This window comes from Celeribacter indicus (genome assembly GCF_000819565.1).
GTDB classification, from domain to species: domain Bacteria; phylum Pseudomonadota; class Alphaproteobacteria; order Rhodobacterales; family Rhodobacteraceae; genus Celeribacter; species Celeribacter indicus.
In genome coordinates, this window is record NZ_CP004393.1 from 4,378,812 (window position 1) to 4,402,934 (window position 24,123).

26 protein-coding genes are annotated in these 24,123 nt (G+C 65.5%); 12 read left to right on the plus strand and 14 right to left on the minus strand.

The window, feature by feature from the left end:
• Positions 1-2: 2 nt before the first annotated feature.
• The 3 genes from P73_RS21355 to P73_RS21365 all read left to right on the plus strand — a co-directional run bounded on the left by P73_RS21355 (position 3) and on the right by P73_RS21365 (position 1,794).
• Positions 3-347 carry a 5-carboxymethyl-2-hydroxymuconate Delta-isomerase gene (locus P73_RS21355; RefSeq protein ID WP_043871137.1) on the plus strand — a complete coding sequence of 115 codons (345 nt, stop codon included), beginning with the start codon at positions 3-5 and terminating at the stop codon, positions 345-347.
• A gap of 4 nt (positions 348-351) precedes the next feature.
• Positions 352-678, plus strand: coding sequence for a DUF1244 domain-containing protein (locus P73_RS21360; protein ID WP_420836124.1), 327 nt, complete (start codon positions 352-354; stop codon positions 676-678).
• A gap of 165 nt (positions 679-843) precedes the next feature.
• On the plus strand, positions 844-1,794 hold the full coding sequence (locus P73_RS21365) for a calcium-binding protein (RefSeq protein ID WP_043871138.1): 951 nt from the start codon (positions 844-846) through the stop codon (positions 1,792-1,794).
• 66 nt (positions 1,795-1,860) lie between these two features.
• On the opposite strand, the gene P73_RS21370 is transcribed toward P73_RS21365, so the two are convergent.
• Genes P73_RS21370 through dgcN form a run of 3 tightly spaced genes read right to left on the minus strand, consistent with a single transcriptional unit; the run spans position 1,861 to position 4,788 of the window.
• Positions 1,861-2,721 (minus strand): D-amino-acid transaminase, encoded by an 861-nt coding sequence (locus P73_RS21370; protein WP_043871139.1) that lies wholly within the window; start codon positions 2,719-2,721, stop codon positions 1,861-1,863.
• A 36-nt stretch (positions 2,722-2,757) separates the two neighbouring features.
• Entirely contained in the window at positions 2,758-3,723 is a 966-nt protein-coding gene (gene dgcA / locus P73_RS21375; protein ID WP_043871140.1) for an N-acetyl-D-Glu racemase DgcA, read from the minus strand.
• 45 nt (positions 3,724-3,768) lie between these two features.
• Entirely contained in the window at positions 3,769-4,788 is a 1,020-nt protein-coding gene (gene dgcN / locus P73_RS21380) for an N-acetyltransferase DgcN (protein WP_043871141.1), read from the minus strand.
• Between the two features lie 278 nt (positions 4,789-5,066).
• Here dgcN and P73_RS21385 point away from each other — a divergent pair, with 278 nt between their 5' ends.
• Entirely contained in the window at positions 5,067-6,026 is a 960-nt protein-coding gene (locus tag P73_RS21385; protein ID WP_043871142.1) for an L-malyl-CoA/beta-methylmalyl-CoA lyase, read from the plus strand.
• Between the two features lie 171 nt (positions 6,027-6,197).
• Positions 6,198-7,160: an acetyl-CoA carboxylase carboxyltransferase subunit alpha gene (locus tag P73_RS21390; protein WP_043871143.1), complete on the plus strand. Its 963-nt coding sequence runs from the start codon at positions 6,198-6,200 to the stop codon at positions 7,158-7,160.
• Between the two features lie 57 nt (positions 7,161-7,217).
• On the opposite strand, the gene P73_RS21395 is transcribed toward P73_RS21390, so the two are convergent.
• Genes P73_RS21395 through P73_RS21410 form a run of 4 tightly spaced genes read right to left on the minus strand, consistent with a single transcriptional unit; the run spans position 7,218 to position 10,177 of the window.
• Complete coding sequence (locus P73_RS21395; RefSeq protein ID WP_043872071.1) at positions 7,218-7,823, minus strand: pyridoxamine 5'-phosphate oxidase family protein; 606 nt, start codon at positions 7,821-7,823, stop codon at positions 7,218-7,220.
• A 43-nt stretch (positions 7,824-7,866) separates the two neighbouring features.
• A complete protein-coding gene (locus P73_RS21400; RefSeq protein WP_043871144.1) occupies positions 7,867-8,607 on the minus strand; it encodes a lysophospholipid acyltransferase family protein in 741 nt (246 codons plus the stop codon).
• Complete coding sequence (locus tag P73_RS21405) at positions 8,607-9,509, minus strand: cell division protein FtsX (RefSeq protein WP_043871145.1); 903 nt, start codon at positions 9,507-9,509, stop codon at positions 8,607-8,609. Before P73_RS21405 ends, P73_RS21400 begins: the two co-directional genes overlap by 1 nt.
• The gene (locus P73_RS21410) at positions 9,506-10,177 is read right to left on the minus strand and encodes a cell division ATP-binding protein FtsE (protein ID WP_043871146.1); all 672 of its coding nucleotides are present in this window, start codon (positions 10,175-10,177) and stop codon (positions 9,506-9,508) included. Before P73_RS21410 ends, P73_RS21405 begins: the two co-directional genes overlap by 4 nt.
• 156 nt (positions 10,178-10,333) lie before the next feature.
• Between P73_RS21410 and P73_RS21415 the strand changes: the two genes are divergently transcribed.
• Positions 10,334-11,347 carry a zinc-ribbon domain-containing protein gene (locus P73_RS21415; RefSeq protein ID WP_052453497.1) on the plus strand — a complete coding sequence of 338 codons (1,014 nt, stop codon included), beginning with the start codon at positions 10,334-10,336 and terminating at the stop codon, positions 11,345-11,347.
• Between the two features lie 21 nt (positions 11,348-11,368).
• Here the strand turns inward: P73_RS21415 and P73_RS21420 are convergent, their stop codons facing one another.
• From P73_RS21420 to argH, 4 genes are read right to left on the minus strand one after another with little or no spacing between them, the layout of a single operon-like run.
• Entirely contained in the window at positions 11,369-13,915 is a 2,547-nt protein-coding gene (locus tag P73_RS21420; protein WP_052453498.1) for a DUF4175 domain-containing protein, read from the minus strand.
• A 48-nt stretch (positions 13,916-13,963) separates the two neighbouring features.
• Positions 13,964-15,229, minus strand: a complete 1,266-nt coding sequence (lysA, locus tag P73_RS21425) for a diaminopimelate decarboxylase (RefSeq protein WP_043871147.1) — start codon at positions 15,227-15,229, stop codon at positions 13,964-13,966.
• A gap of 31 nt (positions 15,230-15,260) precedes the next feature.
• Positions 15,261-15,440: a hypothetical protein gene (locus P73_RS21430; protein ID WP_043871148.1), complete on the minus strand. Its 180-nt coding sequence runs from the start codon at positions 15,438-15,440 to the stop codon at positions 15,261-15,263.
• Positions 15,437-16,828 carry an argininosuccinate lyase gene (gene argH, locus P73_RS21435; RefSeq protein WP_043871149.1) on the minus strand — a complete coding sequence of 464 codons (1,392 nt, stop codon included), beginning with the start codon at positions 16,826-16,828 and terminating at the stop codon, positions 15,437-15,439. The genes P73_RS21430 and argH overlap by 4 nt, the downstream gene beginning before the upstream one ends.
• Positions 16,829-16,841: 13 nt before the next feature.
• Between argH and P73_RS21440 the strand changes: the two genes are divergently transcribed.
• From P73_RS21440 to yddG, 5 genes are all read left to right on the plus strand, one after another.
• Positions 16,842-17,423 carry a TlpA disulfide reductase family protein gene (locus P73_RS21440; RefSeq protein ID WP_174446919.1) on the plus strand — a complete coding sequence of 194 codons (582 nt, stop codon included), beginning with the start codon at positions 16,842-16,844 and terminating at the stop codon, positions 17,421-17,423.
• Positions 17,424-17,668: 245 nt separating this feature from the next.
• Positions 17,669-18,496, plus strand: coding sequence for an EAL domain-containing protein (locus P73_RS21445; protein ID WP_043871150.1), 828 nt, complete (start codon positions 17,669-17,671; stop codon positions 18,494-18,496).
• 151 nt (positions 18,497-18,647) lie between these two features.
• Complete coding sequence (locus tag P73_RS21450) at positions 18,648-19,823, plus strand: acetyl-CoA C-acetyltransferase (protein WP_043871151.1); 1,176 nt, start codon at positions 18,648-18,650, stop codon at positions 19,821-19,823.
• A gap of 255 nt (positions 19,824-20,078) precedes the next feature.
• Positions 20,079-20,801 (plus strand): beta-ketoacyl-ACP reductase, encoded by a 723-nt coding sequence (phbB, locus tag P73_RS21455; RefSeq protein ID WP_043871152.1) that lies wholly within the window; start codon positions 20,079-20,081, stop codon positions 20,799-20,801.
• 87 nt (positions 20,802-20,888) lie between these two features.
• Positions 20,889-21,752 carry an aromatic amino acid exporter YddG gene (yddG, locus tag P73_RS21460; protein WP_043871153.1) on the plus strand — a complete coding sequence of 288 codons (864 nt, stop codon included), beginning with the start codon at positions 20,889-20,891 and terminating at the stop codon, positions 21,750-21,752.
• 8 nt (positions 21,753-21,760) lie between these two features.
• Here the strand turns inward: yddG and P73_RS25215 are convergent, their stop codons facing one another.
• From P73_RS25215 to P73_RS21470, 3 genes are all read right to left on the minus strand, one after another.
• Entirely contained in the window at positions 21,761-21,928 is a 168-nt protein-coding gene (locus P73_RS25215) for a YdcH family protein (RefSeq protein ID WP_074743121.1), read from the minus strand.
• A 151-nt stretch (positions 21,929-22,079) separates the two neighbouring features.
• Positions 22,080-22,838: a tRNA1(Val) (adenine(37)-N6)-methyltransferase gene (locus P73_RS21465; RefSeq protein WP_043871154.1), complete on the minus strand. Its 759-nt coding sequence runs from the start codon at positions 22,836-22,838 to the stop codon at positions 22,080-22,082.
• Positions 22,835-23,053, minus strand: coding sequence for a putative signal transducing protein (locus P73_RS21470; protein ID WP_043871155.1), 219 nt, complete (start codon positions 23,051-23,053; stop codon positions 22,835-22,837). The genes P73_RS21465 and P73_RS21470 overlap by 4 nt, the downstream gene beginning before the upstream one ends.
• 51 nt (positions 23,054-23,104) lie before the next feature.
• Between P73_RS21470 and P73_RS21475 the strand changes: the two genes are divergently transcribed.
• The gene (locus P73_RS21475; protein WP_043871156.1) at positions 23,105-24,115 is read left to right on the plus strand and encodes a polyprenyl synthetase family protein; all 1,011 of its coding nucleotides are present in this window, start codon (positions 23,105-23,107) and stop codon (positions 24,113-24,115) included.
• The last annotated feature ends 8 nt before the right edge of the window (positions 24,116-24,123 follow it).

The window sequence follows — 24,123 nt, forward strand, 5'->3', positions numbered from 1 at the left end:
CCATGCCCCATGTAGTCATCGACTTTTCCGACGGCCTCGAGACCGCTCACGACATGACCCGGCTCTGTTCCGACGTGTTCGAGGCGCTGATCCTCGATGCGGAGATCAGCGCCCCGGCGCTCAAGGTCCGCGCCCGGCCGCAGCCGTTTTTCCGCATCGGCACCGAACCGGCTACCTTCGCGCATGCGACGCTCTACCTTCTGGAGGGACGCGACGACGATACGAAGGCGCGGCTGTCCGACATCGTCCTGCGGGCGATGGACGGGGTGATGCCCACGGTCGGAAGCCTGTCCGTGGACGTGCGCGACATGAACAGGGCCGCCTATGCCAAACGCCTGAAAGGATGAGACGATGGACCGGATCGACGAGAAGACCATGACCGAGCTGGAGGCCGCAGCCTTCCGCACGCTGCGCACGCATCTGATGGAAAAGCGCCCCGACGTGCAGAACATCGACCTGATGAACCTCGCGGGCTTCTGCCGCAACTGCCTGTCGCGCTGGGTGCAGGAGGCAGCGAACGCGCGCGGCATCGACATGTCGAAGGAGGAGGCGCGCGAGCTTTACTACGGCATACCCTACGAGGCATGGAAGGCGCAGAACCAGACCGACGCGGACGCGGCGAAGCAGGACGAATTCACGAAGGCGTTTGCGGAGAACGTCGGCAAGGACGGCGCCTGAGGGGCGGGAAAAAGAAACAGTCTCCACCTTTGCACGGTATTGTCCGCGGAGCGGAGCAACAGGTTAACAAAACGTTGACAGGACAGTCCGCGGCACGTCTAGTGCCGTGGAACACTCATCGAAACCAATCATTTTTCGAATTCATTCCTGCGGAGGCGGATCCCGATGTGGCTACTCCTGGCATTGCCGGCACTTCTCGGGGCGGCTTTTCTTCTCGACTCCGACGATGACGACGATCACCACGCCGAGAGGTCGGAGGATACCGACCCGCCCCCTGAGGACGATAGCACGGGCGGGGCCACACCGGAGGAAGAGCCTTCGGACGTTCTCCGGCTAACGGGAACCGAAGGGGACAATAACTTTCGCATCCTCGGAGACAAACCCTACCGGATCGACGGACGCGGCGGCGACGACAAGGTACGCGCCGGGCCGGGGGACAACACCGTCTTCGGCGGCGCGGGCACCGACATCCTCCTTGGCGAGGGCGGGGACGACAGGCTCTTCGGCAATGCCGATCCCGACCTGGTCGAAGGCGGACCGGGGAATGACGCCATCTTTCTGGGCGACGGCAACGACGAGAGCGGCACCTCGATACTCTACGCAAGTACGGTCGGGGAGTTGACGATGGCGCTGGAGATGCAGACCGGCGACGATCTGATCCGCGGCGGCGACGGGGACGACCTGATCATAGACATCCGCGGCAGCAACACGATCTACGGGGATCTGGGCGACGACGTCCTGCTCGCCTATGATCACGAGGACGAACACAGTCCCGATATCGTCCATGGCGGATATGGCGACGACCGCCTGGCCGGCGATGACGGCGACACGCTTACCGGCGGCGCTGGTGCGGACGAGATCTATGTCGCGAGTTCGATCGACATGGTCAAGGAGATCGTGACTGTCACCGATTTCGACCCCGCAGAGGACAATCTCGTGATCGACGTGCTCGGTGACGATCTCTCCGGCGTGAACGAGGACGAAGAGATCGTCATACGCGAGACGGAAGACGGGCTGATCCTCGAGCTTTTCGAGCAGCAGGTCGCCCTTCTGCAAGGGCTGAGGCTCGCCGATCTGCCCGCGGACACATCGGCCATGTTCACCATCTCCGTGTGATCGCGTCGGGGACCGAATGAGAAAGCCCGTCGGATCGGCGGGCTTTCTTCCTGTCCGACATCGCGCTCAGAGCGCTGTTTTCGGCATCTCTTCCATATAGATCTCGCGCAGGCGCCTGGACACCGGACCCGGCTTGCCGTCGCCGATCCGGACCCCGTCGATTTCCACCACCGGCTGCGAGAACCCCGTCGCGGAGGTCGCGAAGGCCTCGTCGGCCTGCTGCGCCTCCTCGATGGTGAAGGGGCGTTCCTCAACCTTCATCTGCGCCTCGGCAGCGAATTTCAGGATCGAGGCGCGGGTGATGCCGTGCAGGATGTCGGTCGACAACTGACGGGTGATGATGACGCCGTCCTTCACGATATAGGCATTGTTGGAGGAACCCTCGGTCACGAAGCCATCCTCGACGAGCCAGGCGTCGGCCGCGCCCTTCTTCTTCGCCTGCATCTTGGCAAAGGAAGGGTAGAGGAGTTGCGTCGTCTTGATGTCGCGGCGGCCCCAGCGGATGTCCTCCATCGACACGACCTTGATGCCCTCGTCGAGCGATTTACCCGCGGTGAGCTTCTTGGCGAAGGTGAAGAGTACGATGCCGCCCTTCACCTCCTCGGGGTCGGGCCAGACGAAATCCCGGTCGGGACCGGCGCCGCGGGTGATCTGGAGATAGATCCCGCCCTCGTCGAGATCGTTCCGCGCGATCAGCTGGTGATGGATCTCCAGAAGCTCGTCCATCGTCACCGGCGAAATCATCTCCAGTTCGCCCAGGGAGCGTTGAAGGCGGGCGGCATGGCCCTGAAAGTCGATGAGCTTGCCGCCGAGAACGGAAGTCACCTCATAGACCGCGTCCGCCATCAGGAAGCCGCGGTCGAAGATCGACACTTTCGCTTCGGTTTCCGGCAGGTAGTCGCCATTGACATAGACGGTACGGGTCATCGTGGTCTCCTCAGGTCGCGGGATAGGATCGCGGGGTCAGCCCCAGAGCGCACGCGAAGGCGGGTGCACCCCCTGGGCATCGTATTGCAGGGGTTCGGAACGGTCTTCCGCCAAAAGCAGGGGGCCGTCAAGGTCCACCACGCGCGCGCCCTGGGCGATGATCGTGGCGGGCGCCATGGCAAGCGAGGTGCCGACCATGCAGCCGACCATGATGCCATAGCCTTCCGCCCGCGCCGCCCGGCGCAGTGCGAGCGCCTCGGTGAGTCCGCCGGTCTTGTCGAGCTTGATGTTGATCACGTCGTACTTGCCCTTCAGATCCGGCAGGCTTGCACGATCGTGACAGGATTCGTCGGCACAGACCGGCAGGGGACGCGCGATTTCCGCAAGCATGTCGTCCTGTCCCGCGGGCAGGGGCTGCTCCACGAGCGTCACGCCAAGACGCACGAGATGGGGCGCGAGATCGGCATAGACCTCGGCCGTCCAGCCCTCGTTCGCGTCCACGATGATCTCCGGCTTCGGTGCGCCGCGCCGCACGGCCTCGAGCCGGGCCATGTCGTCGGGCGTGCCGAGCTTGATCTTCAAAAGCGGGCGATGCGCGTGTTTCGCCGCCGCGCGCTCCATCTCCTCGGGTGCCGCGAGCGAGAGCGTGTAGGCGGTGATCATCGGGATCGGCGCGGGCAGGTCGAGCAGATCCCAGACCCGTTTGCCCGAGCGCTTCGCCTCGAGATCCCAGAGCGCGCAATCGACGGCATTCCGTGCTGCGCCGGGACCCAGCACCTCCTGCAAACTCGCGCGTGTGATCCCCTCGGGCAGATCCCCGATCTCCGCCGCCACGCCTTCGAGGCTTTCGCCATAGCGCGCATAGGGCACGCATTCGCCCCATCCTGCCGCCTCGCCCTGCGTCGCGCGGACGGTGAGCACCCTGGCCTCGGTACGCGAACCGCGGGAAATGGTGAAGACTTCGGCAAGGCGGAACGCCTCGGCGGTGACGTCGAGCTTCATGGGGTCTCCTGTCCTTCGTTTCGCGCCCTTTACCGACCTTGCGACCTAGGCCGCAAGGTCAGAGCGCTTTCCCACGAGCGCATCCACGAGCCGTCCGGCTCCCTGGCGGAAGGGATCGACGGCGGGCAGACCCATCTCCTCCTCGACGCGGGCGAGGTAGGCCACCGCCTCCTCATCGTCCAGATGCTGTGTGTTCACCGAGATGCCGATCACCTCGCAGGCGGGATTCGCCACCCGCGCAAGCTCCAGCGCCAGATCGCGCAGCGCGGGGAGCGAGGGAAGGTTATATCCCGGCAGCCCGCGCATATGCGCCCGCGTCGGCTCGTGGCAGAGGACCAGCGCGTCCGGCTGGCCGCCATGCACGAGCGCCATGGTGACACCGGAATAAGAGACGTGGAACAGGCTCCCTTGCCCCTCTATCAGGTCCCAGTGGTCCTCGTCATTGTCGGGCGTCAGCCATTCGATCGACCCGGCCATGAAATCCGCGATCACCGCGTCGAGGGGCACGCCATCGCCGGTGATGAGGATGCCGGTCTGGCCGGTGGCGCGGAACGTGGACTTGAGGCCTCGGTCGCGCATCTCCCGGTCCATGGCAAGTGCCGTATACATCTTGCCCACGGAACAGTCCGTGCCGACGGCGAGGCAACGCTTGCCGCGCCGCTTCTCGCCGTTGGCGATGGGATATTTCACCGAGGGCACCCGCACGTCATGGAGCGTCCGTCCGCAAGCCTTCGCCACCGCCGCGAGGTCTTCCTCGTCGCGGAGCAGGTTGTGCAGGCCGGAGGCAAGATCGAACCCCTCCTCGAGCGCCTCGATCAGCACCTTTTTCCACGCCGGCGAGATCACCCCGCCGCGGTTCGCCACGCCGATCACCAGCGTCTTCGCCCCCGCCGCCTTCGCCTCCGCGAGGCTCATGTCGGGCAGCTTCATGTCGGCCTTGCAGCCCTCCATGCGGAATTGCCCGACGGCAAATTCCGGGCGCCAGTCCCTGATCCCCTGCGCGACCTTGGCGGCGAGGGGGTCCGGGGCGTCTCCGAGGAACAGCAGATAAGGCGTCTGGATCATGGCGTCTCTCCATTTGTGCTTCAGATAGGATGAGGGGGAATCGCCGCAAGGTGTTCTCTATTTCGGGCCGGAGGCCGAACGGTTCGGGAGCCTGTCCCGGAAAATCTCCTAAATCCGGCGGAATTCTTCACATGATCAACAAACAGGCAGAAAATAAATCTCTCTGCGCCCCGAGGCCGGGATTTGCCGCAGTCGCAAAATGGGTGTTGCGAGACATAGAGCAACATAATACCAATACAAACTACAAATCGGAAACATCGTTACTCAGGGAATTTGAAATGTCCTTCCGCCTGCAACCGACGCCCCCCGCCCGCCCGAATCGCTGTCAGCTTTTCGGACCCGGCTCGAACACGAAGCTGTTCGCGAAGATGGCGGCGTCGGAGGCGGATGTGATCAACCTCGACCTCGAGGATTCCGTCGCGCCCGGTGACAAGGATGCGGCCCGCGCCAATGTCGTCGCGGCGATCGACGGCGTGGACTGGGGAAAAAAGACGCTCTCGGTGCGGATCAACTCGCTCGATACGCCCTATTGGTATCGCGATGTGGTGGACCTTCTGGAACAGGCGGGCGAGCGGCTCGACCAGATCATGATCCCGAAAGTGGGATGTGCCGAAGATGTCTATGCGGTGGACGCGCTGGTGACCGCGGTCGAGCGGGCGAAGGGACGGGCGAAGAAGGTCGCCTTCGAGGTGATCATCGAATCCGCCGCCGGCATCGCCCATGTCGAGGAGATCGCGAAAAGCTCGCCCCGGCTCGAGGCGATGAGCCTCGGCGCGGCGGATTTCGCGGCCTCCATGGGGATGCAGACCACAGGGATCGGCGGCACGCAGGAAAATTACTACATGCTCCACGGCGACGCCCGGCATTATTCCGATCCGTGGCACTGGGCGCAGGCCGCCATCGTCGCCGCCTGCCGCGCCCATGGCATCCTTCCGGTGGACGGGCCGTTCGGGGACTTCTCCGACGACGAGGGCTACCGCGCCCAGGCGCGCCGCTCCGCGACCCTCGGCATGGTCGGCAAATGGGCGATCCATCCGAAACAGATCGCGCTCGCCAACGAGGTCTTCACCCCCTCGGAAGAAGCCGTCTCGGAGGCGCGCGAGATCCTCGCCGCCATGGAACAGGCCAAGGCCGCGGGCAGCGGCGCGACGGTCTACAAGGGGCGCCTCGTCGATATCGCCTCGATCAAGCAGGCCGAGGTGATCGTCGCGCAGGCCGAGCTGATCGCGGGCAACTGACCCCACTCGCAGGTCGGGGGGAGAAAGCAAGACCTGCCGCGACAGGGCACGCGCCTCGAGGCGCCGGACCAGGATGCTCGTCACCTCCTCCGCGGACCGGCCCGGCTCGCGAGTTGCACCCTGCCGCGAAAATCGCCATATACGGGGACAGCACGTCGCCCGGAGGTCCCCATGACTCACTATCTCGAATTCGAAAAGCCGCTCGCGGAGATCGAAGGCAAGGCCGAAGAACTGCGCGCCCTGGCACGGGCGAACGAGGAGATGGATGTCGAGAAGGAAGCCGCCGCCCTGGACAAGAAGGCCGGCGACATGCTCAAGGATCTCTACAAGAACCTGTCGCCCTGGCGGAAATGCCAGGTCGCGCGCCATCCCGACCGGCCGCATTGCAAGGATTACATCGACGCGCTCTTCACTGAATACACGCCGCTGGCGGGAGACCGGAATTTTGCCGACGACCATGCGGTGATGGGTGGGCTCGCGCGCTTCAACGATCAGCCGGTGGTCGTCATCGGACAGGAAAAGGGCCATGACACCAAGTCCCGCATCGAGCGCAATTTCGGCATGGCGCGTCCCGAAGGCTATCGCAAGGCGATCCGCCTGATGGACCTCGCGGACCGGTTCGGCCTTCCGGTGATCGCGCTCGTCGATACACCCGGCGCCTATCCGGGCAAGGGCGCGGAGGAGCGCGGCCAGTCCGAAGCCATCGCACGGTCGACGGAGAAATGCCTCCAGCTCAAGGTGCCGATGATTTCCGTGATCATCGGCGAGGGCGGCTCCGGCGGCGCGGTCGCCTTCGCCTCCGCCAACAAGGTCGCGATGCTCGAACATTCCGTCTATTCGGTGATCTCGCCCGAGGGCTGCGCCTCGATCCTGTGGAAGGATTCGGAAAAGATGCGCGAGGCGGCGGAGGCCCTGCGCCTGACCGCGCAGGACCTGCACAAGCTCGGCGTCATCGACCAGATCATCCCCGAACCGCTGGGCGGCGCGCAGCGCGACCGGGACGCGGCCATCGCCGCCGTGGGCAAGGCGATCGAAACGATGCTCGCCCCGATGAAGAAGAAGAAGCCCGAGACGCTTCTCAAGGATCGCCGCAAGAAATTCCTCGAGATGGGTTCGAAGGGACTGGCGGCCTGAGAGACGAGTATTTGGGGCACAAAGGAAACAGGCCGTGCGAAAGCGCGGCCTTTCCTCTTACCACATGCTGCCCGCGGCGCGGTGGGGCCACTCCTCGTCATAGGCCTTGCCGCCGACCCGGCCGTCGGTGAGGGACGCGAGGATCTCTCCGACCGTGGGCAGGCTGGCACTCTCGTCCCGCCCTTCCCAAAGCCCCGCCCGCATCAGGGCGCGGGCGCATTGGGTATAGATCTCCGCGATCCCGAGGACGATCACCGAGCGCGGGTGCTTTCCGTTCACCTCGAAACTTTCGCGCAGCTCCGCGTCGAGCGTGACGAAGGCCCGCCCGTTCACCCGCACCACGTTGTTCGATCCCGGCACGAAAAACATCAGCGAGGCGCGCGGATCGCGCACGATGTTGCGCAGGCTGTCGATGCGGTTGTTGCCTTGCCAGTCGGGCAGCGCGAGCGTCCCGGCGTCGAGTTCGCGGACCACCGGAGTGCGGTCGCCACGGGGAGAGGCATCCGTCCCCTCGGGGCCGACGGTCGAGAGGATGCAGAAGCGCGAGCATTCGATCCATGTCCGGAACTCCGGCGTCAGGCGCCGCGCCACCTTTTCCGTCGCTGCCGGACCGGGCGTCCCATAGAGCGCCTCGAGCTCCGAAATATCCTGAACGGGTTTCATCATGCCGTTTCCTTATCCGCGGAAGATCACCGCAAGATGACACTCATGCCGTCGGAGGAAAGGTGAACCCCGCCTCGTCCATCAGCCGGTCGGACGCAGTTTCCACCATCTCTTCCAACCCGGCCATGACCTCCTTCATGTTACGTCCTGCCGGAATGCGCGGCAGGAACTCGAGCACGGCCGTTCCCCGACCGCGATAGATCCCCTTGCGCCGCCAGAACACGCCGACATTGGTCGCCGCCGGCACGATGTCCTGCCCGGTCTGTTCGTAGAGCACGCCGGTGCCGATCTTGTAGGGCATCTTCGCCCCCGCCGCGACGCGCGTGCCCTGCGGAAAGATGATGAGCTGACCCGGCATTGCCGCGCCGGATTTCACATCGGCGATCATCCTCTTGATCGCCTGACCGCGCTTGCCGCGATCGACGGGGATACAGCCGATCTTCCGCGCGTAGAAGCCGACGATGGGCGCCCAGACGAGCTGCTTCTTCATGATGAACTTCGGACGCGGAAGCGCGCCGCAGAGGAGGATGATGTCGAAGAAGCTCTGGTGTTTCGAGGCGACGAGCACCTCGTCGGCGGGGACCTCCCCGCGCACTTCGGAGCGGAGCCCGACGATCACCCGCGCCGAGAACCGCACCCAGCGGCAATAACTGTGGACCGCGACAAAGGCCATGTCGCGCCGCACCAGCACGAAAGGCGTGAAGATCAGGGCGCAGACGGCCATGGCCAGGTACATCTGGATGATGAAGATGAGAGAGAGGAGCCACTGGACAGGATAGGGCATCACATCAACCTCCTCAGCGCCTGCCGCGCGGCGAAGCGGGTCGCGGCAAAGGCGACGAGCGCGGCGAGGACCGGCACGGCCAGCGGCCAGAGCCAGTCTACGCCTGAGAAGCCGAGCCCGGTGAGCAGTCCCGCCTCGGTATCGGCGCCGGGCAGGAGGGCCACCGCCATCATGCCGAGCAGCGCTCCGGCGAGGGCACCGCCGAATCCGCGCAGGGTGAAGCGCCGTTCGAAGGCGCCGGCGATGAAGCGATCGGTCGCCCCGACGAGGCGCAGGGTGCCGATCACCTGCGCATTGGCCGCAAGCGCCGCGTTGGCGGCCAGCGTGATCATCCCGGCCATGATGCCCGCCATGAGCAGAAGCGAGAGGTATCCCAGAAGGCGCAGCCGCTCGGCCGCCTTCACCAGCGGCCGCCGCCAGCGGGTGTGATCGTCGAGCACCGCGCCCGGCGCTTCGCCCGCGAGCCGCAGGCGCAGCCCTTCGGCGTCGAAGCCCGCCTCCGGCGCCTCGACCACCTCGATCAGCGCAGGCAGGGGCAGGGTGTCGACGGGCAGCGACGGACCGAACCAGGGTTCGAGCAGGGCGCGCTCCTCCTCTGCGCTCAGAAGCCGCGCCGAGGCGACCCCCGGCGTGGTCTCGAGCACCGCGAGCGCGGCGGCGGTCTGCGCCGCCATCTGATCGGCGGGGGCGGAAATCCGCACGGTGGACGCACGGGCCAGTTCGTTGCCCCAGCGTTCCGCAAGTCGCCCGGTCGCCAGTGACAGCGCGAGGGCGAAGACGGCGAGAAAGGCCATGGCGGCGGCGGTGACCACAGTGAGCCGGGCGGTGAAGCCGGAGGGCGGCACCACCCGCCCCTGCGCGCGCTCGTTGATCTTCAGGGCCGAAAGCAGGAGGGTCTTCACAGATCGACCCCCGCTTGCTGAATGCGGCGGTTGGAGATGCGCAGCACGCGGGCCTGGACCTGCGCCTTCGACTGGCGGATGAGATGCAGGTCGTGGGTGGCGATCACGACGGTCTTTCCCATCCGGTTGAGTTCGATGAGCAGTTGCAGGAGCCGCAGGGACATGTCCCAGTCGACATTCCCCGTCGGCTCGTCGGCGAGGATGACCTCCGGCGACATGATCACGGCGCGGGCGAGCGCGGCGCGCTGCCGCTCCCCGCCCGACAACTCACGCGGCAGAGACCGCGCCTGGTCCGACAGCCCGACCCATGCGAGAAGATCGGCGAGGTCCTGATCCATGCGCGGCCGGTCCGCCACCGTGAGCGGCAGCGCGACGTTCTCGGCAAGGCTCAGGTGATCGAGGAACTGGCAGTCCTGATGCACCACGCCGATCCGGCGCCGCAGTTGCGCCACCTCGTCCCGGCCCATCTCGCGCGTGTTCTGCCCGAAGAGCGTGACCCGCCCCGCGCTCGCCTGAAGCTCGCGATAGCAGAGTTTCAGAAAGGTCGTCTTCCCGGCGCCCGAAGGTCCGGTCAGGAAATGAAAGGAACCCGGAGGCAGAGAGAGAGACATCTCCGTCAACAGCTCCCGCCCGCCGTAGCCGTAGCTCACATCCTGAAACTCGATCACATGAAACCCCTGTCGCCCGTTCGCGACAGTTTTGCCTCACCGGCTGAAAGCTTTCAATCCAACTGTCGCAAAAACATGGACAATCTTTTCGGGACCGTTAACACTTCCGAAAAACAAGTGGCGCCAAATGCCCCGACGGTGCTGGTGAGGGTAGTTATGCGGCTGATTTGTCCCAATTGCGGGGCCCAATACGAGGTGGACGCCCGCGTCATCCCCGACGCGGGCCGGGACGTGCAGTGCTCTAACTGCGGCCACACCTGGTTCCAGAATCCGCCGCATCTCGACGCCGATCTGGCCGACGAGCTCGGATATGACGCCCCGACGGGCGCCGAGGCGGAGGACGAAACAGAGGATGCCCAGGTGCCGGTGCCTCCCGTTCACGCCTTCGACACGTCCGAATCCGACGAGCTTCCCGCCTCCGAACAGTCCCCCTCTGCCTCTGCCGCCACCGCGGCCCCGGCCGGGCAGGATCCCGCCGACGACGCCGGCGCCGCAGAACCGGAGGATGTCCCGGCCGGAGACGAAGACGCGATGCCCGGCCTCAGTGAAGTGGAGGACGAGCCGGAGATCGCCGCGGCGGAGGGTCCGCTCCCTGCGCCGCGCGGGTCCGGGATCAAGGAAAGCGTGCGCGACATCCTGCGTGCGGAGGTCGAATTCGATCAGGAAATGCGCCGCGGCGCGCCCGACACGCTCGAAAGCCAACCCGAGCTCGGGCTCGATGAGCCGGCGCAGGATCCCGCAAGACAAAGCCTGCGCGACCGGATGGCCCGGCTGCGCGGGCTCGAGAGTGCCGCGAGCGCCGCCGCGGGAACTGGCGCGGCGACGGCCAAGCGCCGCGATCTCCTGCCCGATATCGAGGAGATAAACTCGACACTCAGCCCCGCCTCCGACCGGGACGAGGACGGCACCGTGCCCGATGCGGAGACCCGCCGCGCACGGGCCGAACGCTCGGGCTTCCGTACCGCGTTCTCGGTCCTCGTGCTGGTCTCGGTGCTGCTCGTGGCGCTCTACGTTCTTGCGCCGATGATCGCGGGACGGGTGCCCGCCCTCGCCTCCGCGATGGAGGGGTACATCTCCGGGGCCAATGCTTTCCGCACATGGCTCGACGGGATCATGGAAAACGCGGGCGCGCGGCTCAACGCCCTTCTCAACCAGCTCAACGGCGCCTGATCCGGGCCCTGACGCCGCGGGTCAGAACCGGTCGAGCAGCCGGTTCAGATAATCTCGTTCTTCCGCAGAGCGTTCCTGTTCGGCCGACCTGCGCCGGATCTCGTCGAGCAGTTCCTCCGCCCGCCGATAGACGTCCTCGCCCTCATAGAGCTCCTCGTCGGATCCGAACCGTCCCGTGTCGCCAGCCGATCGCCCGAGCGGATCGCGGCGCGCCGGATCGGCACCGTTGTTGCCGCCGTCCTGTCCGGGCTGCCCGTCCTGCTGGTCCTGCTGATTTTCGGCCTGCTGCTCGCCGAGCTGACGCATGCCTTCGCGCAGGGCCTCCATCGCCTCGGCCTGATTGTCGAGCGCGCCGGACAGATCGCCCTCGGCAAGCCGGTCCTCGGCCTCGTCCATCGCCCGATCCGCACGGTCGAGGGCGCCCCCGAGCGTGTTCTCATCGCCCCCCGTGCCCCCGCCGGGCATCTGCTGGCGCTGGCGGTTCAGTTCGTTGCGCAGGGCGCGCTGCCGCTCGGCAAGCGTCCCCTCGTCGGGTCCGCCGCCCTGCCCCTGCTGCCGGCCTCCGGGCTCTCCGCCCTGACCGTCCTGACCCTGCTGTTGTCCCTGCTGCTGCCCCTGGTCCTGGCCCTGCTGGCCCCCTTGCTGCTGCCCGAACTGCTCCTGAAGGTCGGAGAAGGTGTCGTCGTTCAGCTCCTGCTGGTCGCGCAGCATGTCCTGAAGGCCCTGCATCTGCTGGTTGCCCTGCCCCTGGCCCTGCCCTTGCGTCACCCGCATGTTCTCGAGCATCTCTGCGAGCATGTCGAGAAGCTGCTGCGCCTCGGCCATCCGGCCCTGCTCCATCAGTTCCTGGATCCGGTCCATCAGCTCCTGGAGCTGGTCCTGGGTGATCTCCTGACCCTGCTCGCCCTGATCCGGCTGATCCGTGCCGTCCTCCTGCTCGCCCTGCTGCTCGGCAAGCTGCTGCATGTAGTCGCGGGTCGCCTCGCGCAGCTCCTCCATGAGCCGGGCGATCTCCTCGGGGGTGGCACCGTCGCGCATTGCCTCACTGAGACGTTCCTGTGCCCGGTGCAGCCGCGCAAGCGCCTCCTTCAGCTCGCCGTCCTCAAGCTCGACCGCGATCTCCCAGAGCTCCTGCGCGATCTGGTCGAGTTGCTCGTCGGTGAGCGCGCCCTCGCGCGTCTCGATCTGGTCGACGGTGCCGCGCAGACGGAAGAAATCGTTCATGTTGTCGAAGACCTCGTTGGGGTCCACCGTCGCCGCGCGCAGCACCTGCGCCGCCCGTGTGGCGTTCTCGCGGTTCCACAACAATTCGCGCCGCACATCCACGATCGCCGCCGCCAGCGGATCGAAGAACCGCCGCGTCGGCAGGATCCCCTCCCCAAGCGCCTCCTCGCTCGCCTGCCCGGCCTCATCCCACGCGGTGAGCGAGATCTGCACCGGCAGCCCGGCAAAGGGATGCTCTGCGAGGTTTTCCGCGATCATCCCCTCTATCTCGCCGCGATTGCCTGTCTGCGGCAGGGCGACCGGCACTTCCACCGCCGGACGATCCTCGGGCGGAAGCTGGTAGCCGTAGCGCGCTTCCACGGCCTCCGGGTCGCGGGTGATCGTCAGGACCGCGCGCGCGACGCCGAAATCGTCGCTGAGGCGGAAATTCTGCCGCATCTCGCCCGACGGGGCGCGGGTCATCGCATCCACGAGTTCGGCTTCGGGCGGCCGGTCGGGTTGCAGCGCGACGTTCCAGAGACGGCCGGTCGGACCGTCGATCTCGATCTCGCCCTCCTGCCGGATGGGAAAATCGCGCGCCTCGGAGGGTGTCTCTCCCGAGACGGTCTCCCGCAGCGTCAGAACGCCGTCCTCGCCATAGAAACGGACCGTCACGTCGGCGCCCTTTGGCACCTCGAAGCCCTCTCCAAGGTCGCCGAGATAGAGCGTCGGCTTGCCTGAATAGGAAGGCGGTCGCACCCAACCCTCCCAGATCGGACCCATCGCGATCTCCGGCCCGCCCGTGCCGAGATCGCCCGCGGTGCGCGCCCGGTCGAAAGAGCCGAAGACGAGCCCCATGCCGAGCGTCGTCAGTGCGACGAGCCGCAGCGCGAAGGGATCCCGCGGTGCAAGGCGCAGCATCGGCGCGACGGCCCGCACTGCGACCAGTCGGTCGATCATGCGCCGCCGGTGCGCAGCCCAGAGGCTTTCGGAGGCAGGATCTCCCGCCCCGGCGAGCGGCGCGTCGCTCAGCGCCTGAAGCGGACGGCCCGGCAGCCTCGCATCGACGCGGGCGAGAGCCAAGCCTTTGCCGGGAAGGCGGAACCGACGCAGCCCGAGCGCGAAGGCGACGAGCAGAACGACGCCCGCGCCGATCAGCAGCCCCATGCGCAAGGAGGTCGGAAAGAGATCGTGGACCCCCAGAAGGGCAAGACCCGTGAAGAAGCACAGCAGCGAGAAGAAGGGCCAGAGGGCCTGACCGGCGCGTTCGAACAGCAGCCCCGCCCATGTGGCACGCAGCGCAGTCCTCACCCGTCGGGCGAGGCTCCTGGTCAGATCCTGATCGAGCTTTCGGTCAAACGCCATCGGTCTCGCCAATCCGGCCCGCTCGCGCCGCGCCGGATCGCGGGACGTTCAGAGCCACACCGGAATGCTATCCCGGTTTATCATCTCTTCATAGCTCGGGCGCGGCCGGATGACAGCGAATTGATCGCCCTTCACGAGGACCTCCGGCACGAGCGGACGCGAATTGTATTCCGAGGCCATCACCGCGCCATAGGCCCCCGCGGAACGGAAGGCGACGAGATCGCCCTCCCCGAGCGCGGGCATGTGGCGCGCCTTGGCGAAGGTGTCGCCGGTCTCGCAGACGGGGCCGACGATATCGACGGCGGACTGTTCCGCACCGGCCTCGGGTTCGATCACCGGCACGATGTCGTGATGCGCGTCATACATCGACGGCCGCACGAGATCGTTCATCGCCGCGTCGAGGATCAGGAAATCGCGCCCCGCGCCATGCTTGAGATAGATCACCGAGGAGACGAGCAATCCGGCGTTCCCGGAGATCAGCCTCCCCGGCTCGATCTCGATCTCGCAGCCGAGATGCCCCACGGTGCGCCGGATCACCTCGCCATATTCGACCGGCAGGGGCGGTGCGGTGTTCGAACGCTCATAGGGAATGCCGAGGCCGCCGCCGAGGTCGAGCCGGCGGATGTCGTGCCCGTCGGCTCGCAGCGCCCCGGTCAGTTCGGCGACCCTGGAGAAGGCAAGCTCGAACGGCTCGAGCTCGGTGAGCTGCGAGCCGATATGCACGTCGATCCCGATCACGTCGATCCCGGCCATCGCGCCCGCGCGGCGATAGACCTCGCGGCAGGTCGAGATCGGAATGCCGAACTTGTTCTCCGATTTCCCCGTGGCGATCTTCGCATGGGTCTTCGCATCGACGTCGGGATTCACCCGGATCGCCACCGGCGCCTTCACGCCAAGCGACACCGCCACCTCGTCGAGCGCCTCGAGCTCGGGCTCGCTTTCGACGTTGAACTGCCGGATGCCGCCCGTGAGCGCCTGCCGCATTTCCGCGCGCGTCTTGCCCACGCCGGAAAACACGATCCGCTCACCGGGCACGCCCGCCGCCTTCGCCTTCAGATATTCGCCGATGGACACCACGTCGATGCCCGCGCCGAGCTCGCACATGAGCTTCAGTACGGCGAGGTTGGAATTCGACTTCATCGCGAAACAGACGAGGTGATCCATTCCCGCAAGCGCCTCGTCGAACAGCCTGAAATGCCGCGTAAGCGTCGCGGTGGAATAGACGTAGAACGGCGTTCCGACCTGCTGGGCGATCTCGGACAGCGAAACATCCTCGGCATGAAGCACGCCGTTCTTGTAGAGGAAATGATCCATGGGCTCTCTTTCGGAACGCGGCGGAGGCGCGTCAATTCGTGGGGAAATTCAACGGAAAGTGAATGTTGACGGAGGTGTCAGTATAGCTCCCCCACTTCGAATTCACGCCGACCGTGGTCCGCGCGTGAACTTCCGGCTGAACGGGCTCTCCTTCGACGCCGCAGGCGGACAGGCCGACCGCCACCGTCAGGGCCGCAACGATACGCTTCATCCAAGCCTCTCCTTCCACCGCGCGATCTGGGCACGCACCTGTTCGGGCGCCGTGCCGCCATAGCTTGTGCGCGAGGCGACGGAATTTTCAACCGTCAAGACGTCGTACACGCCTTCGGTGATCGCATCGTGAACGGAGCGCATCTCCGCAAGGGTCAGATCGGGCAGGTCCACGCCCTTCGTCTCGGCCATCGCGACGAGCGCACCGGTGACGTGATGGGCGTCCCGGAACGGCAGCCCCGCCTCGCGCACCAGCCAGTCGGCCAGATCCGTCGCCGTCGAAAAGCCGGACGCCGCCGCGGCGCGCAGCTTGTCCACGTTCGCGGTCATGTCCGACACCATACCAGTCATCGCCGCAAGCGCCAGCATCAGCGTGTCGGCAGCGTCGAAGACCTGTTCCTTGTCTTCCTGCATGTCCTTGGAATAGGCGAGCGGAAGCCCCTTCATCACCGTGAAGAGCGCGATCATCGCGCCGACGATGCGGCCGATCTTCGCGCGGATGAGCTCGGCCGCGTCCGGGTTCTTCTTCTGCGGCATGATCGAGGAACCGGTGGAGAAGCGGTCCGACAGGGTGACGAAGCGGAATTGCGCGGAGGACCAGATCACGAGTTCCTCGGCGAAGCGCGACAGGTGCATCGCGCAGATCGAGGCCGAGGACAGGAATTCGAGCGCGAAATCGCGGTCGGCCACGGCATCGAGCGAGTTGGCCGCAGGGCGGTCGAAGCCCAGCGCCTCCGCCGTCATGTGCCGGTCGATCGCAAACCCCGTCCCCGCGAGCGCGGCGGCGCCGAGCGGGCTTTCGTTCATCCGCGCGCGCGCATCGGCAAAGCGGGACATGTCGCGCCCGAACATCTCCACATAGGCCATCATGTGATGACCCCAGGTGACCGGCTGCGCGGTCTGCAAGTGGGTGAAACCCGGCATCACCCAGTCCGCACCCGCCTCCGCCTGCGCGATCAGCGCACGGATCAGCGCCTCGAGCCCGGAGATCGCCGCGTCGATCTGATCGCGGGTCCAGAGTTTGAAATCGGTCGCCACCTGATCGTTGCGCGACCGCGCCGTGTGCAGGCGCCCGGCGGGTTCGCCGATGATCTCCTTCAGGCGCGCCTCAACATTCATGTGAATGTCCTCGAGCGCGGTGGAAAAGGTGAACTCACCCGCCTCGATCTCTGACAAAACCGTGAGAAGCCCTTTCCGAATGGCCTCCGCATCGTTATCGCTGAGGATGCCCTGTCGGGCGAGCATCGCAGCATGGGCCCGCGACCCCGCGATATCCTGCGAGGCGAGGCGTTTGTCGAAATCGACGGAGGCATTGATCGCTTCCATGATGGCATCCGGCCCCGCGGCGAACCGCCCGCCCCACATCGCATTTGATTTCTTGTCGGCCATGGATGTGTCCCGCATGCTGAAAAAACTGATTGCCGCCACCCTTTATACGGCCCTGAGCCTTGGCGCAATTCCCGCGTCCGGCGCGGATCTGGAGAGGGCGGCGGCGCTGCGCGAGGACAGTCTCCAGAAACTGTCCTTTCACGACACGCCGAAGCCGGTCAGCGATGTCGTCTTCACCGATCCGGAGGGGGGCGAGCACAGGTTGTCGGATCATTCGGGCAAGCTCGTCCTCCTGAATTTCTGGGCGACCTGGTGCGCGCCCTGTCGCAAGGAGATGCCGGAGCTCGACGCGCTTCAGACGGCCTATGGCGCGGAGGGGCTTGAGGTGCTGACGGTCGCGACAGGGCGCAATCCGCTGCCGGCCATCCGCAAGTTCTACGACGAGACAGACCTGACGGCGCTGCCCGTGCTCCTGGATCCGCAGAGCGCGCTCGCCCGCGACATGGCGGTGCTGGGACTGCCGGTCACAGTCCTGATAGACCCCGAGGGGCAGGAAATCGCGCGGATGACGGGGGACGCGGAGTGGTTTTCCTCCTCCGCGAAGGCCTTGACCGAAGAGCTGCTGCGCCAGTACGGGCTCGCTTCGGCGCCTTAGGGCACGCGCCGGCGGAGAGAGGTGACGGTGCCTCTAGCGCCGGACGAAAGGGCAAAATTCGACGAAAACTCGCACGAAGTTGCGGGCGGAGCCGCCGTCCTGTGGAAATTACGCTTCGACGATGCGGTTTGAAGATTTTAGATACCTTCTCCGCAAATTTGAGCGGAATTGGCGAATTTACCTGCCGTTAGGATCCCCCGACGATCTTCGGGAAAGGCATCCGATTGTGCAGGCAGGGCGACGGCATGAACGATTCGATCTACGGCTACGACGACATGGGAAGCCCCCTGTCCGCCGCAATTGCCGAACGCGACCAGCGGACGATGGACATGGTGCGGGACGCGCTTCGCAACAAGCAGGTCATGCTTGCCTACCAGCCGGTCGTCCAGACGCTTCGCCCCGACCGACCCGCCTTCTACGAGGGGCTGGTCCGCGTCCTCGATCAGACCCGCCGCGTGATCCCGGCCCGTGAATTCATCGAGATCGCGGAGCGCAGCGAGACCGGCCGGATCCTCGACTGCCTCTCGCTCGAACTGGGGCTCGAGGCCCTCGACCGGCACAAGGATTTGCGGCTCGCAATCAACATGTCCGCACGGTCCATCGGCTATCCCCGATGGAGGGAGACGCTGCTCCGCGGGATCGAAAGGGACGTCACCATCGCGGAGCGGCTGATCCTCGAGATCACCGAGAGCTCCGCCATGATCATGCCCGATCTCGTCGCCGTCTTCATGTCGGATCTTCAGGAGATGGGCGTCTCCTTCGCGCTCGACGATTTCGGGGCGGGCTTCACCGCGTTCCGCTATCTCAAGGATTTCTATTTCGACATGGTGAAGATCGACGGCGAATTCATCCGCGGCATCGCGACGAGTCCCGACAACCAGGTTCTCGCCCAGGCGCTCGTCTCGGTTGCGAAACATTTCGACATGTATACGGTCGCCGAATTCGTGGAGACGGAAGCGGATGCGCGCTATCTCTCCTCCATCGGCATCGACTGCATGCAGGGGCACTATTTCGGCGCCGCCACCATCAACCCGGCCTGGCGCACGGGGGAGGCGCGGAAAAAGGCCGGATGATCCGCCTATTTTCACAGCCCCGACGCATTGCCGGTTGAAAATGCTGCGCGCGCAGCATAGAGCTTTAAGCAGGGAGCGCGCAACAAAGTTGCAAAGATTGCCGCCATTGGGCAATCTGCCCCGCAGACATACTGGGAGAGAGATAATCACCATGACCAATGTCGTCATCGCATCCGCAGCGCGGACCGCCGTCGGGAGCTTTCTGGGCTCCTTTGCCAACACGCCCGCCCATGACCTCGGCGCGGCCGTCCTCGAGGCGCTGGTGGAGCGCGCCGGCATCGAGAAGGGCGAGGTGTCCGAGACGATCCTCGGTCAGGTGCTGACTGCCGGACAAGGGCAGAATCCCGCCCGCCAGGCGCATATCAACGCCGGACTGCCGAAGGAATCGGCCGCCTGGGGCATCAACCAAGTCTGCGGCTCGGGCCTGCGCGCCGTCGCGCTCGGAGCGCAGCACATCCTGCTCGGCGATGCGGAGATCATATGCGCCGGCGGCCAGGAGAGCATGTCGATGTCGCCCCATCTCGCCAATCTCCGCCAGGGGCACAAGATGGGCGATCTGAAGTTCATCGATTCGATGATCAAGGACGGGCTGTGGGACGCGTTCAACGGATACCACATGGGCAACACCGCCGAAAATGTCGCCGCGCAATGGCAGATCTCGCGCGAGCAGCAGGACGAGTTCGCCCTCGCCTCCCAGAACAAGGCGGAAGCTGCCCAGGAGGCCGGCAGGTTCAGGGACGAGATCATCCCCTTCACCGTAAAGACCCGTAAGGGCGAAACCGTCGTCGAAGATGACGAATACATCCGCAAGGGTGCTACGATCGAGGCGATGCAGAAACTCCGCCCCGCCTTCGACAAGGAGGGCACGGTCACCGCGGGCAATGCCTCCGGCATCAACGACGGCGCAGCCGGCGTACTGCTGATGTCCGCGGAGAACGCGGAAAAACGTGGCATCCGGCCGCTCGCGCGCATCGCCTCCTACGCCACGGCCGGCCTCGACCCGGCGATCATGGGCGTCGGACCGATCCACGCCTCTCGCAAGGCGCTCGAAAAGGCGGGCTGGAAGCCCCAGGATCTCGATCTCGTGGAGGCCAACGAAGCCTTCGCGGCGCAGGCCTGCGCGGTGAACAAGGACATGGGATGGGATCCCGCGATCGTCAACGTGAACGGCGGCGCGATCGCTATCGGACATCCCATCGGCGCCTCGGGCGCGCGGGTACTGAACACACTGCTCTTCGAGATGCAGCGACGCGACGCTAAGAAGGGTCTCGCCACGCTCTGCATCGGCGGCGGCATGGGCGTTGCCCTCTGCGTCGAGCGCGACTGAGCAAAGCCCGGCAGGGGCAGATGTGGCGGGGCGCAGCGCGCCCCGCTTTTTCATACCCATCCGCACCCGCGACACTTCATGCGAAAAACGACTTGATCTCCGGCACCACATGAGCGTGAGATGGACGGTGACGGACCTGCGTCCCGAGCCGTGCAGGAGAGAGATTTTCCAAATTCGCGCAGCAATATTGTTGCGAATGAGGAATAATTTTAATAACAAGATTTCTAACAGAAATTTAGATGAGGAGGAGAACCCATGTCCAGAGTTGCACTCGTGACCGGCGGGTCGCGCGGGATCGGCGCGGCGATTTCCAAGGCACTGAAGGCCGCGGGCTACACCGTCGCCGCCAATTACGCAGGCAATGACGAGGCCGCCGGCAAATTCACTGAGGAAACCGGCATCAAGACCTATAAATGGTCGGTCGCCGATTACGACGCCTGCGCCGAGGGCATCGCGAAAGTCGAGTCCGAGCTCGGCCCGATCGACATCCTCGTGAACAATGCCGGCATCACCCGCGACGCCCCGTTCCACAAGATGACACGCGAGCAATGGACTCAGGTGATGGACACGAACCTGTCGGGCCTGTTCAACATGACGCATCCGCTCTGGCCCGGCATGCGCGAACGGAAATTCGGCCGCGTGATCAGCATCAGTTCAATCAATGGCCAGAAGGGCCAGTTCGGCCAGGCCAATTACTCGGCGGCGAAGGCGGGCGATCTCGGCTTTACCAAGGCGCTCGCACAGGAAGGGGCGCGCGCCGGCATTACGGTCAACGCGATCTGCCCCGGCTATATCGCCACCGAGATGGTGATGGCCGTCCCCGAGAAGGTGCGCGAGTCCATCATCGCCACGATTCCCGTCGGACGGCTCGGCGAACCCGAGGATATCGCGCGCTGCGTGGTCTTCCTTGCCTCCGACGAGGCCGGGTTCATCACCGGGTCGACGATCACCGCGAATGGCGGACAGTATCTCACCTGAGGCTCACGCATTTCCGCAAGGAGGGGTCGCCACCGCGCGGCCCCTTTTTCATTTGAGCCACCCGAGGCGCATGGCTAAATCGCGCCCATGACCCGCAAGACCGCCACCACCCTCGGATTTATCGCCGTGCTGCTCTGGGCGCTGCTCGCCCTGTTCACGGTGGGCAGCGCGCCGGTGCCCCCGCTTCAGCTCAACGCGCTCTGCTTCGCGGTCGGCGGGGCGATCGGTCTTGTCTGGCTGTGGCGGCGAAACGCCTGGAAGGAACTGTCCGGCGTCTCACCCGGCGTCTATGCCTTCGGCACGCTCGGGATCTTCGGCTTCCATTTCCTGTTCTTTTCCGCGCTGCGCCACGCTCCCGCGGCAGAAGCTTCGCTCGTCACCTATCTCTGGCCGCTGATGATCGTGCTGCTTTCCGGCCTTCTGCCCGGCGAGCGCCTGCGCCCGCTGCACATCCTGGGAGCCGCCCTCGGTTTCGGCGGTGCGGCCCTCGTCATCCTCGGCGGCTCAGGCATCGGAGAGGGGACGTCCATGGGATATTTCTACGCGCTCGCGGCGGCCATCACATGGACCGGCTATTCGGTCGTCTCCCGTCGCCTCGGCGACGTCACGACCGCTTCCGTCGCGGTCTTCTGCATCCTCGCCGCCCTGCTCGCGTCGGTGACCCATCTCACCTTCGAGGAGACTGTCTGGCCTGCCACGCCGGCCGGCTGGGCAAGCATCGCCGCCCTCGGCCTCGGCCCCGTGGGCGGGGCGTTCTATGTCTGGGATATCGGGGTAAAGAAAGGGGACATTCAACTTCTGGGAACGGCCTCCTATGCCGCTCCGCTGCTGTCCACGGTCTTTCTGGTTCTGGCGGGGATCGCCGTGCCGCACCTGTCGCTTCTGATCGCTGCGGCCCTCGTCACGGCCGGGGCCGGTCTGGCCGCTTTCGCAAGCCGCCAAACCGGGTAATCCGTGCGTCAGGCTGTGCTCAGACGCGTGATTTCTTCCTTGAGGCGGAGCTTCTGTTTCTTGAGGTCAGCGATCCGAAGGCCGTCAGCGCTGGGGGAGCGCTGCGCGAGTTCCACGGCCTCCGAGAGGGATTTGTGCTTTTTCTTCAGTTCTTCGATATGGGAAGTCAAGCTCATGTCGTCTCCTCTCTTGTCATGGCTAGCTTCAGGAACGTCACCGCTCCATGAAAACTATGTAACGAGTGCACCATAGAAACCGAGTCGTGTCACGGCCTTGATTTGCAACAAAGTGACCCGTTCATGAACGATTGCGACATTTTGCCAAAGATCAGGCGCTCCATGGCAAGGCCTGGCCACCTCGCAGGATGTTGAGGACTTCGGGGGTGTAACTCTCTCCGTCTACCCTATGGCGCGCCCCCTCGTGCATTATGAGCGGAGCCTCGAGAACAAAGCCGGCGCGCCCGCCCTTGCGCGCCTGCATGAGCACCAGCTCGGCCTTCCGCCCCACCCGCGGCTGGATCGCCCGCACGCGCAGGGAACCGAGCCGGGCCGTGCAGGCCGCGATCAGCTCAGGCAGGCGGTCGGCCTTCTGGATGAGCGTCAGGTATCCCCTGGGCGCGAGGCGGCGGGACGCGGTCGCGATCCATTCGACAAGCGGTGTCTCCCCTGCCAGCGCGACGTCGCGACCGGCATCCTCGGAAGCGGTCGAGCGATGGCGTTCGTAATAGGGCGGATTTGCGATGACGTGGTCGAAGGCCTGCGCTCTGAGCTCCGGCGGAAGCCGTTGCAGGTCCGCCTCCACCACGCGCAGCGGCGCCTCGTTCTCCGCGGCATTACGTCGCGCGAGTTCGGCATAGAAAGGTTGCAACTCGACCCCGGTGAGCGACAGCCCCGGCACGCGCGCGTTCAGGCAGAGCACCGCCGCGCCCGCCCCGCAGCCGAGCTCGAGCACCGACTGGCCCGGCCGCGCCGGAACCGCTGCGGCCAGCAGCACCGGATCGACCCCGGCGCGATAGCCGGCCCGCGGCTGCCACAGATGGAGCCGCCCGCCAAGAAACGCGTCGCGTGTCAGTTCGGCCGCGCTCACAGATCCTCGAGCTCGAAATCGTTGTCGGTCAGGATGCGCCGCGCCTGTGCGAGATCATCGTCGCGCACCATCAGCCGGCGCGGCAAAATCCCGAGCGAGCCCTCGAGGACGCTCATATGGACGTCCATTTCAAAGCAGTCTATACCCTCCCCCGAGAGAAGGGCTTTGGCGTAGACCATCTGGGTCGGATCGGTTGTGCGCAGGAGCTGTTTCATCGCCCCGATTTAACGGCAGACCGGAAGGTTTGTCGAGCCGAGGAGTTCCCCATGAGCTTTGACAAGCCGTCACGTCAGGCGTCCGAGAAGCCGCATGAGAAACTGGCCGCACATCTCGCCCAGGATCTGACAGCGGTGAATGCGCTGATCCGGGACCGCATGTCCTCCGAACACGCGCCGCGCATTCCCGAAGTGACGGCGCATCTGATCGAGGCGGGGGGAAAGCGCCTGCGTCCGATGCTGACGCTCGCAGCGGCACGGGCCTGCGGCTATGACGGGCCGTACCACGTCCATCTCGCGGCCACGGTGGAATTCATCCATACCGCGACGCTCCTGCACGACGATGTGGTGGATGAAAGCGCGCAGCGGCGCGGCCGTCCGACGGCGAACCTCCTGTGGGACAACAAGAGTTCCGTTCTGGTCGGCGACTACCTGTTTGCCCGCGCCTTCCAGCTGATGACGGACGCGGACAATATGCGCGTGCTGAAGATCCTGTCCGATGCCTCCGCAACCATCGCGGAGGGCGAGGTGCTCCAACTCACCGCGGCGCAGGATCTGGCAACCGACGAGGAGGTCTATCTCCAGGTCGTGCGCGGCAAGACCGCGGCGCTGTTCGCGGCGGCGACCGAAGTGGGCGGCGTGCTCGCACGGGCCGACGAGAGCGTCGTTACCGCGCTCCACACCTATGGCGACGCGCTCGGCATCGCCTTCCAGATCGTCGACGACCTTCTCGACTACTGGGGCTCGGAACAGACCGGCAAGAACGTCGGCGACGACTTCCGGGAGCGCAAGCTGACCCTGCCGCTGATCAAGGCTGTGGCGAATGCCGACGCGACGGAGCGTGCCTTCTGGGTCCGCACCATCGAGAAGGGCCGGCAGGAGGAGGGCGATCTCGATCATGCCATCGCGCTTCTGACCCGGCATGGCGCCCTTGAGGCGACGCGCCAAGTCGCGCTCGACTGGGCGGAGAGGGCGAAGGTGGCGCTCGATGTCCTGCCCGAGGGAGAGATCGTCGACATGCTCTCCGACATTGCCGATTACGTGGTGGCACGGCTGCGCTGAGCCCCGCT